This is a genomic window from Staphylococcus sp. EG-SA-17, from assembly GCF_017151845.1.
In the GTDB taxonomy this organism is placed as follows: Bacteria; Bacillota; Bacilli; order Staphylococcales; family Staphylococcaceae; genus Staphylococcus; species Staphylococcus aureus.
This window is the reverse complement of the sequence record NZ_JACVZO010000005.1, coordinates 67,381-80,075: the sequence shown is the minus strand read 5'-3', so window position 1 is coordinate 80,075 and position 12,695 is coordinate 67,381. Positions and strand designations below refer to the sequence as shown.

The 12,695-nt window shown below is 32.9% G+C and carries 13 protein-coding genes; 12 read left to right on the top strand and 1 reads right to left on the bottom strand.

Annotation, left to right across the window (positions count from 1 at the left end; translation table 11 throughout):
- The first annotated feature begins 208 nt into the window (after window positions 1–208).
- The 3 genes from rsgA to IDG65_RS03865 are packed head-to-tail and all read left to right on the top strand — an operon-like array spanning window position 209 to window position 2,377.
- Window positions 209–1,084 carry a ribosome small subunit-dependent GTPase A gene (gene rsgA / locus IDG65_RS03875; RefSeq protein WP_000847922.1) on the top strand — a complete coding sequence of 292 codons (876 nt, stop codon included), beginning with the start codon at window positions 209–211 and terminating at the stop codon, window positions 1,082–1,084.
- Window positions 1,085–1,729, top strand: coding sequence for a ribulose-phosphate 3-epimerase (gene rpe, locus IDG65_RS03870; RefSeq protein ID WP_000164332.1), 645 nt, complete (start codon window positions 1,085–1,087; stop codon window positions 1,727–1,729). It abuts the gene before it with no gap.
- A gap of 6 nt (window positions 1,730–1,735) precedes the next feature.
- On the top strand, window positions 1,736–2,377 hold the full coding sequence (locus tag IDG65_RS03865) for a thiamine diphosphokinase (protein ID WP_000547905.1): 642 nt from the start codon (window positions 1,736–1,738) through the stop codon (window positions 2,375–2,377).
- 359 nt (window positions 2,378–2,736) lie between these two features.
- Here IDG65_RS03865 and rpmB read toward each other — a convergent pair whose 3' ends face one another.
- Window positions 2,737–2,925 carry a 50S ribosomal protein L28 gene (gene rpmB / locus IDG65_RS03860; RefSeq protein ID WP_000517908.1) on the bottom strand — a complete coding sequence of 63 codons (189 nt, stop codon included), beginning with the start codon at window positions 2,923–2,925 and terminating at the stop codon, window positions 2,737–2,739.
- 442 nt (window positions 2,926–3,367) lie between these two features.
- On the opposite strand from rpmB, the gene IDG65_RS03855 reads away from it, so the two are divergent.
- The 9 genes from IDG65_RS03855 (at window position 3,368) to rnc (ending at window position 12,580) form a co-directional block, all read left to right on the top strand.
- Window positions 3,368–3,742 (top strand): Asp23/Gls24 family envelope stress response protein, encoded by a 375-nt coding sequence (locus IDG65_RS03855; protein ID WP_000171419.1) that lies wholly within the window; start codon window positions 3,368–3,370, stop codon window positions 3,740–3,742.
- Window positions 3,743–3,756: 14 nt separating this feature from the next.
- Window positions 3,757–5,403 (top strand): fatty acid kinase catalytic subunit FakA, encoded by a 1,647-nt coding sequence (gene fakA / locus IDG65_RS03850; RefSeq protein ID WP_000623910.1) that lies wholly within the window; start codon window positions 3,757–3,759, stop codon window positions 5,401–5,403.
- Between the two features lie 189 nt (window positions 5,404–5,592).
- Complete coding sequence (recG, locus tag IDG65_RS03845) at window positions 5,593–7,653, top strand: ATP-dependent DNA helicase RecG (RefSeq protein ID WP_001151485.1); 2,061 nt, start codon at window positions 5,593–5,595, stop codon at window positions 7,651–7,653.
- A gap of 202 nt (window positions 7,654–7,855) precedes the next feature.
- Window positions 7,856–8,428: a transcription factor FapR gene (fapR, locus tag IDG65_RS03840; RefSeq protein ID WP_001548538.1), complete on the top strand. Its 573-nt coding sequence runs from the start codon at window positions 7,856–7,858 to the stop codon at window positions 8,426–8,428.
- Window positions 8,429–8,432: 4 nt separating this feature from the next.
- Entirely contained in the window at window positions 8,433–9,419 is a 987-nt protein-coding gene (plsX, locus tag IDG65_RS03835) for a phosphate acyltransferase PlsX (RefSeq protein WP_000239744.1), read from the top strand.
- Window positions 9,412–10,338 carry an ACP S-malonyltransferase gene (fabD, locus tag IDG65_RS03830; RefSeq protein WP_000047349.1) on the top strand — a complete coding sequence of 309 codons (927 nt, stop codon included), beginning with the start codon at window positions 9,412–9,414 and terminating at the stop codon, window positions 10,336–10,338. The genes plsX and fabD overlap by 8 nt, the downstream gene beginning before the upstream one ends.
- A complete protein-coding gene (gene fabG, locus IDG65_RS03825) occupies window positions 10,331–11,065 on the top strand; it encodes a 3-oxoacyl-[acyl-carrier-protein] reductase (RefSeq protein ID WP_000167269.1) in 735 nt (244 codons plus the stop codon). The genes fabD and fabG overlap by 8 nt, the downstream gene beginning before the upstream one ends.
- Window positions 11,066–11,499: 434 nt before the next feature.
- Entirely contained in the window at window positions 11,500–11,733 is a 234-nt protein-coding gene (locus IDG65_RS03820; RefSeq protein ID WP_000426914.1) for an acyl carrier protein, read from the top strand.
- Window positions 11,734–11,848: 115 nt separating this feature from the next.
- A complete protein-coding gene (rnc, locus tag IDG65_RS03815; RefSeq protein WP_000043237.1) occupies window positions 11,849–12,580 on the top strand; it encodes a ribonuclease III in 732 nt (243 codons plus the stop codon).
- Window positions 12,581–12,695 lie beyond the last annotated feature (115 nt).

Below are 12,695 nucleotides of genomic sequence, written 5' to 3'. Positions count from 1 at the left end.
TACCGAGGTTTCTATTTGGAAGTCTCGGTATTTTTTGTTGAGATTGCGGTAGTTTTAAAATGCTTTATGACATCATATACAGGTGAGCATTGTCTATCAATTCTGTTTCACTCCCACAATATTTATATCATTTGAAATGATCATTTATATATTAATTTTCCAGTCTTTGATATAATAAATGCAGTAAAATTAATCGAGAGGTGCCATTTTGAAGACAGGTCGAATAGTGAAATCAATTAGTGGGGTATATCAAGTAGACGTTAATGGCGAACGTTTCAATACAAAACCACGAGGATTATTTAGAAAGAAAAAATTTTCACCAGTAGTTGGAGATATAGTGGAATTTGATGTACAAAACATTAATGAAGGCTATATTCATCAAGTGTATGAGCGAAAAAATGAGTTGAAAAGACCACCTGTAAGTAATATAGATACACTAGTAATTGTAATGAGTGCTGTCGAGCCAAATTTTTCAACGCAATTATTAGATCGATTTTTAGTTATTGCACATTCGTATCAGTTAGATGCGAGAGTTTTGGTGACTAAAAAAGATAAAACACCAATTGAAAAGCAGCTTGAAATTAATGAGTTGTTGAAAATATATGAAAATATTGGCTATGAGACTGAATTTATTGGAAATGATGATGATCGAAAAAAAATTGTAGAAGCTTGGCCAGCAGGACTTATAGTACTTAGTGGTCAATCAGGTGTCGGTAAGTCCACTTTCTTAAATCATTATCGTCCAGAACTTAATCTTGAGACAAATGATATATCAAAATCATTAAATCGAGGAAAGCATACTACAAGACATGTCGAACTATTCGAACGTCAAAACGGTTATATTGCAGACACACCTGGATTCAGTGCTTTAGATTTTGATCATATAGATAAAGATGAAATAAAAGATTATTTTCTTGAATTAAATCGATATGGTGAAACATGTAAGTTTAGAAATTGTAATCATATCAAAGAACCTAATTGTAATGTTAAGCATCAATTAGAGATAGGGAATATTGCGCAATTTAGATACGACCATTATTTACAACTATTTAATGAAATTTCAAATAGAAAGGTTAGATATTAAATGACAAAACTATATCCATCATTATTATCTGTTGATTTTTTGGATTTACAACATGAATTAAAACGACTTGAAGAAGCAGGTGTCGACGGAGTTCATTTTGATGTTATGGATGGTCAATTTGTGCCTAATATATCTATTGGTTTACCAATATTAGATGCAGTGAGAAAAGGCACAACATTACCTATAGACGTACATTTGATGATTGAAAATCCAGAAAAGTATATTGCATCATTTGCAGAACATGGTGCCGATATGATTTCAATTCATGTCGAATCAACGCCTCATATCCATCGTGCTATTCAAATGATTAAACATTTAGATAAAAAAGCTGGTGTAGTAATTAATCCTGGTACACCAATATCACAAATTGAACCTATTTTAGACATTGTTGATTATGTACTAGTGATGACAGTTAACCCAGGGTTTGGTGGTCAATCATTTATTGATCAATGCGTAGAAAAAATAGCGGGTCTTAATGCTATTAAAATGGAACGTCAATTAAACTTTGATATTGAAGTTGATGGAGGCGTAAATACCGATACAGCGAAAGTTTGTGTTGAAAATGGTGCTACAATGTTAGTAACAGGTTCATTTTTCTTTAAACAAGAGGATTATAAAAAAGTCACACAAGCATTGAAAGGTTGAGTGTATATGCATATAAATTTATTATGTTCTGATCGACACTTGCCGCAAGATATTTGGGCCAAAAGTAATGAAGGTAAATGGGGCGGCGTTGATAGAGGTGCTTTGATTTTATTGAAGCATCAAATTATCCCTTTTTTCTCAGTGGGAGACTTTGATTCAGTCAGTAAAGAAGAACGCCAACTTCTAACAGAACAGTTACAAATCAAACCAGTTCAAGCTGAAAAAGCTGATACGGATTTAGCTTTAGCGGTTGATAAAGCTGTTGCACTTGGGTTTGATAGTATTACAATTTATGGTGCAACAGGCGGACGATTAGATCACTTTTTTGGGGCAATTCAGTTATTATTGAAAAAAGCATATTATAAACATGATGTTCATATAGAAGTTATCGATCAACAAAATAAAATTGAATTATTACCTAAAGGTCAACATACAGTTGAAAAAGATAAGAGTTATCCGTACATTTCATTTATACCGATGACTGATGATGTAGAACTTTCTCTAGCAGGTTTTAAATATAATTTAGCTAGACAAATGCTTAATATAGGTTCTACTTTAACTATTTCAAATGAAATTGAGTCTTTGCAAGCGAAAGTAACTGTACATGATGGGTTGATTTTGCAAATTAGAAGTACAGATTTAAATTAAGTATATTCAAATTTGTGAGGATTTTTAATAAAGTGACGTTTATAGATAGAATTTATAACATAATAATAGATGAATCACGCTGTAATTAATGAAGATTATGGCGTGATTTATTATCGAAAGGAAAATTGTAGGTCCTAGTACATTGATTTATGTGCCAAAATCGATATTGAACCCATAAGTCCAATTTGACAGAGAACCATTATTAAACGTATTAACCAAATTATATTGATAGTTCGAATTTCACTATGAACCATTATGTATTGTTTGGTAACAAAAAAAGAACTAAGAGGTTGAGCTCTTAGTTCTTAAGTAAATGTGTCCTCCACATAAGGTCACATTTTTTATGTGCAATATATTTATTAAACTCTAGTTACTTTACCAGATTTTAAAGCACGTGCAGAAACCCAAACTTTTTTAGGTTTACCGTCAACTAGGATTCTAACTTTTTGAAGGTTAGCGTTCCATCTACGTTTAGTAGAGTTTAAAGCGTGTGAACGTCTGTTACCAGTCGAAGCTTTACGACCTGTTACGAAACATTGTTTACCCATATGAGTACCTCCTTTAATAAATATAAATACACATAACTACTTATATACTTAACTAAGATAGCATAGTTTCATTTGAAAAACAATGAATAATTTTCACATAAAAGTCAAAAATACTGAGTTTTGTGATATAATTGTAGACTGTGAAGTTATGTAGTATGATATTTTAGAGAAATAAGTGAATGAAACATTTAAACTTTTTATTTAATGATACTACATCTATTAAAAGAAAACGCCTATAGATAATCGTCATGAGTGTAAATTCAGTTTACTCAAAATATAATAGGTGATTTAAGCGTAAGTCATTCTGATAAGTTGTACTATTGATATTTTATAAAAATAATCAATGAAACTTAAAGCGTTTATGACTACACTAAGTGGTAAAATTTTAAAAGTGATTAGGGAAAACGAATAATAAACTTTGAAATTTAGGAGGGACAAAGATATGACATTAGAGATTTCAAATGATTACGGTAAAATTGATATTTCAAACGAAGTGATTGCTTCGGTTGTAGGTGGAAAAGCCGTTGAATGTTATGGTATTGTAGGTATGGCATCTAGACAACAAGTTAGAGATGGTATTGCGGAAATACTAGGACATGAAAATTATGCTAAAGGCATCAAAGTAACTGAAAATAATGGCGTAGTGAATATAGATATGTACATTATTGTAAGTTACGGTGTGAAAATATCTGAAGTTGCCAATAATGTACAATCAACAGTGAAATATACTTTGGAAAAATCACTTAATGTATCAGTAAATTCAATCAATATATATGTACAAGGTGTACGTGTGAATAATACAGGCAAGAAAGCTTAGGAGGACAACTTGAAATGATTAGCAAAATTAATGGTAAATTATTTGCCGATATGATTATACAAGGGGCACAAAATTTATCTAACAATGCAGATTTGGTAGATTCTTTGAATGTGTATCCAGTGCCAGATGGTGATACAGGAACAAATATGAATCTTACTATGACTTCAGGTCGCGAAGAAGTAGAGAATAATTTGTCGAAAAATATCGGCGAATTAGGTAAAACATTCTCGAAAGGTTTACTAATGGGTGCAAGAGGTAACTCTGGTGTCATCTTGTCACAATTATTCAGAGGATTTTGTAAAAATATTGAAAGTGAATCTGAAATTAACTCAAAATTGTTAGCTGAAAGTTTTCAAGCTGGTGTTGAAACGGCATATAAAGCTGTTATGAAACCAGTTGAAGGTACAATACTTACAGTTGCAAAAGATGCTGCGCAAGCCGCAGTAGAAAAAGCAAATAATACTGAAGATTGTATAGAATTAATGGAGTACATTATTGTAAAAGCCAATGAATCACTTGAAAACACACCAAACTTATTAGCTGTACTTAAAGAAGTTGGTGTTGTTGATAGTGGTGGTAAAGGTTTGTTATGCGTTTACGAAGGATTCTTAAAAGCGCTTAAAGGTGAAAAAGTTGAAGCCAAAGTTGCAAAGATAGATAAAGATGAATTTGTACATGATGAACATGATTTCCATGGTGTAATTAATACTGAAGATATTATTTATGGCTATTGTACCGAAATGATGGTTCGTTTTGGAAAGAATAAAAAAGCCTTTGATGAACAAGAATTCAGGCAAGATATGAGTCAATTTGGTGATTCTTTATTAGTCATTAATGATGAAGAAATTGTGAAAGTTCACGTGCATACCGAACACCCAGGTAAAGTGTTTAATTATGGTCAACAATATGGTGAATTAATTAAACTTAAGGTTGAAAATATGAGAGAACAGCACCGTGAAGTGATTCGAAAAGAACAGCACACGGCTAAACCGAAAATGGAAACGGTTGAAACAGCAATTATTACTATTTCTATGGGTGAAGGTATTTCAGAGATATTTAAATCAATGGGTGCCACACATATCATTAGTGGTGGACAAACGATGAATCCTTCTACAGAAGATATCGTTAAAGTCATTGAACAATCAAAATGTAAACGTGCAATTATTTTACCAAATAATAAAAATATCTTAATGGCAAGTGAACAAGCAGCGAGTATTGTTGATGCAGAAGCAGTTGTTATTCCAACGAAATCTATTCCTCAAGGTATAAGCGCACTATTCCAATATGATGTGGACGCAACACTTGAAGAAAATAAAGCGCAAATGGCTGATTCAGTAAATAACGTTAAATCTGGTTCATTAACGTACGCTGTTCGTGATACGAAAATTGATGGCGTTGAGATAAAAAAAGACGCGTTTATGGGCTTGATTGAAGATAAGATTGTAAGCAGCCAAAGTGATCAATTAACAACGGTTACTGAGTTGTTAAATGAGATGTTAGCAGAAGATAGTGAAATATTGACTGTGATTATTGGTCAAGATGCAGAGCAAGAAGTTACAGATAACATGATAAACTGGATCGAAGAGCAATATCCAGATGTAGAAGTGGAAGTTCATGAAGGTGGACAACCAATTTATCAATATTTCTTTTCAGTAGAATAAAAATTTAAAATAAAAAACTACCAATGATAAATCATCAGTTGGTAGTTTTTTATTTTGCTATTTTAGTGTTATTGCGGGTTAAAAGTATCATTCTCGAGTTGCTAACAATGTCATGTTCAACTTAGTCATGATAAAATAAATAACATACAAAATGATACGTAAAATCAAATAAAACATAGGTGATTTATTTTGGCTAAAGTAAACTTAATAGAAAGTCCATATTCTCTTTTACAATTAAAAGGTATAGGTCCTAAGAAAATAGAAGCATTGCAACAACTAAATATTCATACAGTGGAAGATCTTGTTCTTTATTTGCCAACTAGATATGAAGATAATACAGTGATTGATTTGAATCAAGCAGAAGATCAATCTAACGTTACGATAGAAGGACAAGTATATACAGCTCCAGTTGTTGCATTTTTTGGAAGAAATAAATCAAAATTAACCGTTCATTTAATGGTAAATAATATTGCTGTCAAATGTATTTTTTTCAATCAACCGTATTTAAAAAAGAAAATCGAATTAAATCAAACTATAACTGTTAAAGGTAAGTGGAATAGGGTTAAACAGGAAATTACTGGTAATAGGGTTTTCTTTAATTCACAAGGGACACAAACTCAAGAAAACGCAGATGTTCAATTAGAACCAGTCTATCGTATTAAGGAAGGTATTAAACAAAAGCAAATACGAGACCAAATTAGACAAGCGTTAAATGATGTGACAATTCATGAATGGTTAACTGATGAACTAAGAGAAAAATATAAATTAGAGACCTTGGACTTTACTTTGAACACGTTACATCATCCAAAAAGTAAAGAGGATTTATTACGTGCTCGTAGAACCTATGCATTTACTGAACTGTTTTTATTCGAATTACGTATGCAATGGCTAAATAGATTAGAAAAGTCATCTGACGAAGCAATTGAAATTGATTATGACTTAGACCAAGTTAAATCATTTATTGATCGTTTACCTTTTGAACTAACTGAAGCACAGAAATCCAGTGTTAATGAAATTTTTAGAGATTTAAAAGCACCAATACGTATGCATCGATTACTTCAAGGTGATGTAGGTTCAGGAAAAACAGTTGTTGCTGCAATTTGTATGTATGCATTAAAAACGGCTGGTTATCAATCAGCATTGATGGTACCAACTGAAATTTTAGCAGAGCAACATGCTGAAAGTTTAATGGCTTTATTTGGAGATTCTATGAACGTTGCATTGTTAACTGGGTCAGTAAAAGGTAAGAAACGAAAAATACTTTTAGAACAACTTGAAAATGGTACGATTGATTGTTTAATTGGAACTCATGCATTGATTCAAGATGATGTGATTTTCCATAATGTTGGTTTAGTAATTACAGATGAACAACATCGATTTGGTGTGAATCAACGCCAGCTTTTAAGAGAAAAAGGTGCAATGACAAATGTGTTATTTATGACAGCAACCCCGATACCAAGAACACTAGCAATATCAGTTTTTGGTGAGATGGATGTGTCTTCAATTAAACAATTACCAAAAGGTCGTAAACCTATCATTACTACTTGGGCAAAGCATGAGCAATACGATAAAGTTTTGATGCAAATGACTTCAGAGTTGAAAAAAGGTCGTCAAGCATATGTCATTTGCCCGCTTATAGAAAGTTCTGAGCATCTCGAAGATGTTCAAAATGTTGTCGCATTGTACGAGTCTTTACAACAGTATTATGGTGTTTCCCGTGTAGGGTTATTGCATGGTAAGTTGTCTGCCGATGAAAAAGATGAGGTCATGCAAAAGTTTAGCAATCATGAGATAGATGTTTTAGTTTCTACTACTGTTGTTGAAGTAGGTGTTAATGTACCGAATGCAACTTTTATGATGATTTATGATGCGGATCGCTTTGGATTATCAACTTTACATCAGTTACGCGGTCGTGTAGGTAGAAGTGACCAGCAAAGTTACTGTGTTTTAATTGCATCCCCTAAAACAGAAACAGGAATTGAAAGAATGACAATTATGACACAAACAACGGATGGATTTGAATTGAGTGAACGAGACTTAGAAATGCGTGGTCCTGGAGATTTCTTTGGTGTTAAACAAAGTGGATTGCCAGATTTCTTAGTTGCCAATTTAGTTGAAGATTATCGTATGTTAGAAGTTGCTCGTGATGAAGCAGCTGAACTTATTCAATCTGGCGTATTCTTTGAAAATACGTATCAACATTTACGTCATTTTGTTGAAGAAAATTTATTACATCGTAGTTTTGACTAATTGCCATGCTGATTTGTCAATTTGAGTGCAACACTTCGTTAATTGAGTGATATGACACTTGAACTATTTAAATGTAAAGTGGTATTTTAACAATTTATAAATTTTCGACTAAATAATAGCTAAATAATACAGTTATTTGTTGAGTCGGTTAAATAGAAAGTGTTATGATATGTGAGGAATGTTTAAGACTAGGTACTAAAAAATGAGGGGTGAGACGTTGAAACTAAAGAAAGATAAACGTAGAGAAGCAATCAGACAACAAATTGATAGCAATCCCTTCATCACAGACCATGAACTAAGCGACTTATTTCAAGTGAGTATACAAACAATTCGTTTAGATCGCACTTATTTAAACATACCAGAATTAAGGAAGCGTATTAAATTAGTTGCTGAAAAGAATTATGACCAAATAAGTTCTATTGAAGAACAAGAATTTATTGGTGATTTGATTCAAGTCAATCCAAATGTTAAAGCGCAATCAATTTTAGATATTACATCGGATTCTGTTTTTCATAAAACTGGAATTGCGCGTGGTCATGTGCTGTTTGCTCAGGCAAATTCATTATGTGTTGCGCTAATTAAGCAACCAACAGTTTTAACTCATGAGAGTAGCATTCAATTTATTGAAAAAGTAAAATTAAATGATACGGTAAGAGCAGAAGCACGAGTTGTAAATCAAACTGCAAAACATTATTACGTCGAAGTAAAGTCATATGTTAAACATACATTAGTTTTCAAAGGAAATTTTAAAATGTTTTATGATAAGCGAGGATAAAATTATGGTTAAATTAGCAATTGATATGATGGGTGGCGACAATGCGCCTGATATCGTATTAGAAGCCGTACAAAAGGCTGTTGAAGACTTTAAAGATCTAGAAATTATACTTTTCGGTGACGAAAAAAAGTATAATCTGAACCATGAACGAATCGAATTTAGACATTGTTCTGAAAAGATTGAAATGGAAGATGAGCCTGTTAGAGCGATTAAACGTAAAAAAGATAGCTCAATGGTAAAAATGGCTGAAGCTGTGAAATCTGGTGAAGCAGATGGATGTGTGTCAGCAGGTAATACTGGTGCTTTAATGTCAGCTGGTTTATTCATTGTTGGACGTATTAAAGGTGTAGCTAGACCGGCTTTAGTAGTAACATTGCCAACGATTGATGGAAAAGGTTTTGTCTTTTTAGACGTTGGTGCAAATGCTGATGCTAAACCTGAACACTTATTACAGTATGCGCAACTAGGGGATATTTATGCTCAAAAAATTAGAGGTATTGATAATCCGAAAATCTCATTATTAAATATAGGAACCGAGCCAGCTAAAGGTAATAGTTTAACGAAAAAATCATATGAGTTATTAAATCATGATCATTCATTGAATTTTGTTGGGAATATTGAAGCGAAGACATTAATGGATGGCGATACAGATGTTGTAGTTACCGATGGCTATACAGGGAACATGGTCCTTAAAAATTTAGAAGGTACTGCAAAATCAATCGGTAAAATGTTAAAAGATACGATTATGAGTAGTACTAAAAATAAATTAGCAGGTGCAATATTGAAGAAAGATTTAGCTGAATTCGCTAAAAAGATGGACTACTCAGAATACGGTGGTTCCGTATTATTAGGATTGGAAGGTACTGTAGTTAAAGCACACGGTAGTTCAAATGCTAAAGCTTTTTATTCTGCAATTAGACAAGCGAAAATCGCAGGAGAACAAAATATTGTACAAACAATGAAAGAGACTGTAGGTGAATCAAATGAGTAAAACAGCAATTATTTTTCCGGGACAAGGTGCCCAAAAAGTTGGTATGGCACAAGATTTGTTTAACAACAATGATCAAGCAACTGAAATTTTAACTTCAGCAGCGAACACATTAGACTTTGATATTTTAGAGACAATGTTTACTGATGAAGAAGGTAAATTGGGTGAAACTGAAAACACGCAACCAGCTTTATTGACGCATAGTTCGGCATTATTAGCAGCGCTAAAAAATTTGAATCCTGATTTTACTATGGGGCATAGTTTAGGTGAATATTCAAGTTTAGTTGCAGCTGACGTATTATCATTTGAAGATGCAGTTAAAATTGTTAGAAAACGTGGTCAATTAATGGCGCAAGCATTTCCTACTGGTGTAGGAAGCATGGCTGCAGTATTGGGATTAGATTTTGATAAAGTCGATGAAATTTGTAAGTCATTATCATCTGATGACAAAATAATTGAACCAGCAAACATTAATTGCCCAGGTCAAATTGTTGTTTCAGGTCACAAAGCTTTAATTGAAGAGCTAGTAGAAAAAGGTAAATCATTAGGTGCAAAACGTGTCATGCCTTTAGCAGTATCTGGACCATTCCATTCATCGCTAATGAAAGTGATTGAAGAAGATTTTGCAAGTTACATTAATCAATTTGAATGGCGTGATGCTAAGTTTCCTGTAGTTCAAAATGTAAATGCGCAAGGTGAAACCGACAAAGAAGTAATTAAATCTAATATGGTCAAGCAATTATATTCACCAGTACAATTCATTAACTCAACAGAATGGCTAATAGACCAAGGTGTTGATCATTTTATTGAAATTGGTCCTGGAAAAGTTTTATCTGGCTTAATTAAAAAAATAAATAGAGATGTTAAGTTAACATCAATTCAAACTTTAGAAGATGTGAAAGGATGGAATGAAAATGACTAAGAGTGCTTTAGTAACAGGTGCATCAAGAGGAATTGGACGTAGTATTGCGTTACAATTAGCAGAAGAAGGATATAATGTAGCAGTAAACTATGCAGGCAGCAAAGAGAAAGCTGAAGCAGTAGTCGAAGAAATCAAAGCTAAAGGTGTTGACAGTTTTGCGATTCAAGCAAATGTTGCCGATGCTGATGAAGTTAAAGCAATGATTAAAGAAGTAGTTAGCCAATTTGGTTCTTTAGATGTTTTAGTAAATAATGCAGGTATTACTCGCGATAATTTATTAATGCGTATGAAAGAACAAGAGTGGGATGATGTTATTGACACAAACTTAAAAGGTGTATTTAACTGTATCCAAAAAGCAACACCACAAATGTTAAGACAACGTAGTGGTGCTATCATCAATTTATCAAGTGTTGTTGGAGCAGTAGGTAATCCGGGACAAGCAAACTATGTTGCAACAAAAGCAGGTGTTATTGGTTTAACTAAATCTGCGGCTCGTGAATTAGCATCTCGTGGTATCACTGTAAATGCAGTTGCACCTGGTTTTATTGTTTCTGATATGACAGATGCCTTAAGTGATGAGCTTAAAGAACAAATGTTGACTCAAATTCCGTTAGCACGTTTTGGTCAAGACACAGATATTGCTAATACAGTAGCGTTCTTAGCATCAGACAAAGCAAAATATATTACAGGTCAAACAATCCATGTAAATGGTGGAATGTACATGTAATATATTTGAGCTAAAGCTCAAGATAAAGACGTAGTAATCAATAAATTGATAACAGGGATAGAGGTACGCCTGAGCTAAAGCTCATTGACGCAGTGGTTGACTGGTCATCCGATGGAGAATTGCCTGACCTAGTCAACTTTGCGGGGGGAATTCTAAGTAACCTAGATAAGGTTCCAGAATTTCTCCCTAAGAAACACTAATCAATAAATTGATAAGAAGATTAGAGGAACGCTTGAGCTAAAGCTCATGCATAAGAAACAGTAATCAATAAATTGATAACTGGGATAGAGGTACGCCTGAGCTAAAGCTCATGCATAAGAAACAGTAATCAATAAATTGATAACTGTTTCTAAAATTTCTACTTGTTTTTTAGAATTTAAAATGGGAAAATATAATAGTCTATGTATAGGCATTTTTAAAGGAGGTGAATCGACGTGGAAAATTTCGATAAAGTAAAAGATATCATCGTTGACCGTTTAGGTGTAGACGCTGATAAAGTAACTGAAGATGCATCTTTCAAAGATGATTTAGGCGCTGACTCACTTGATATCGCTGAATTAGTAATGGAATTAGAAGACGAGTTTGGTACTGAAATTCCTGATGAAGAAGCTGAAAAAATCAACACTGTTGGTGATGCTGTTAAATTTATTAACAGTCTTGAAAAATAATAAATCTTACATCTGGGTCGTCAGTATTGTCGACTCAGTTTTTTTCTTTAATTATCAATAGTTTTAACGTAAAATTAAAGATGATTCAAGAGCAACACATAAAGGAGATAAAATAATGTCTAAACAAAAGAAAAGTGAGATAGTTAATCGTTTTAGAAAGCGCTTTGATACTAAAATGACAGAGTTAGGCTTTACTTATCAAAATATTGATTTATACCAACAAGCATTTTCGCATTCGAGTTTTATTAATGATTTTAATATGAATCGTTTAGACCATAATGAGCGTTTAGAGTTTTTGGGTGATGCGGTATTAGAATTGACGGTTTCACGATATTTATTTGATAAACATCCCAACTTGCCAGAAGGGAATTTAACAAAAATGCGTGCCACTATTGTATGTGAGCCCTCACTTGTAATATTTGCGAATAAAATTGGATTGAACGAAATGATTTTACTTGGTAAAGGTGAAGAGAAAACAGGGGGACGTACAAGACCATCATTAATATCAGATGCATTCGAAGCATTTATTGGGGCATTGTATTTGGATCAAGGACTAGATATAGTTTGGAAATTTGCTGAGAAAGTTATTTTCCCACATGTAGAACAAAATGAGTTATTAGGAGTGGTAGATTTTAAAACACAATTCCAAGAATATGTGCACCAGCAAAATAAAGGTGATGTAACCTATAATTTAATAAAAGAAGAGGGACCGGCACATCATCGTCTATTCACTTCAGAAGTTATTCTGCAAGGGGAAGCAATAGCTGAAGGTAAAGGGAAAACGAAAAAAGAATCAGAACAACGTGCTGCTGAAAGTGCCTATAAGCAATTAAAACAAATTAAATAGAAATTTATATGATACGACATATAGGTGTTCGATTTAGGATTTAAGGAAGAATTTTTAATATTTTATGGAACAACTTCGAAATTTAATATACAAATATTAAAATATCGTATACATG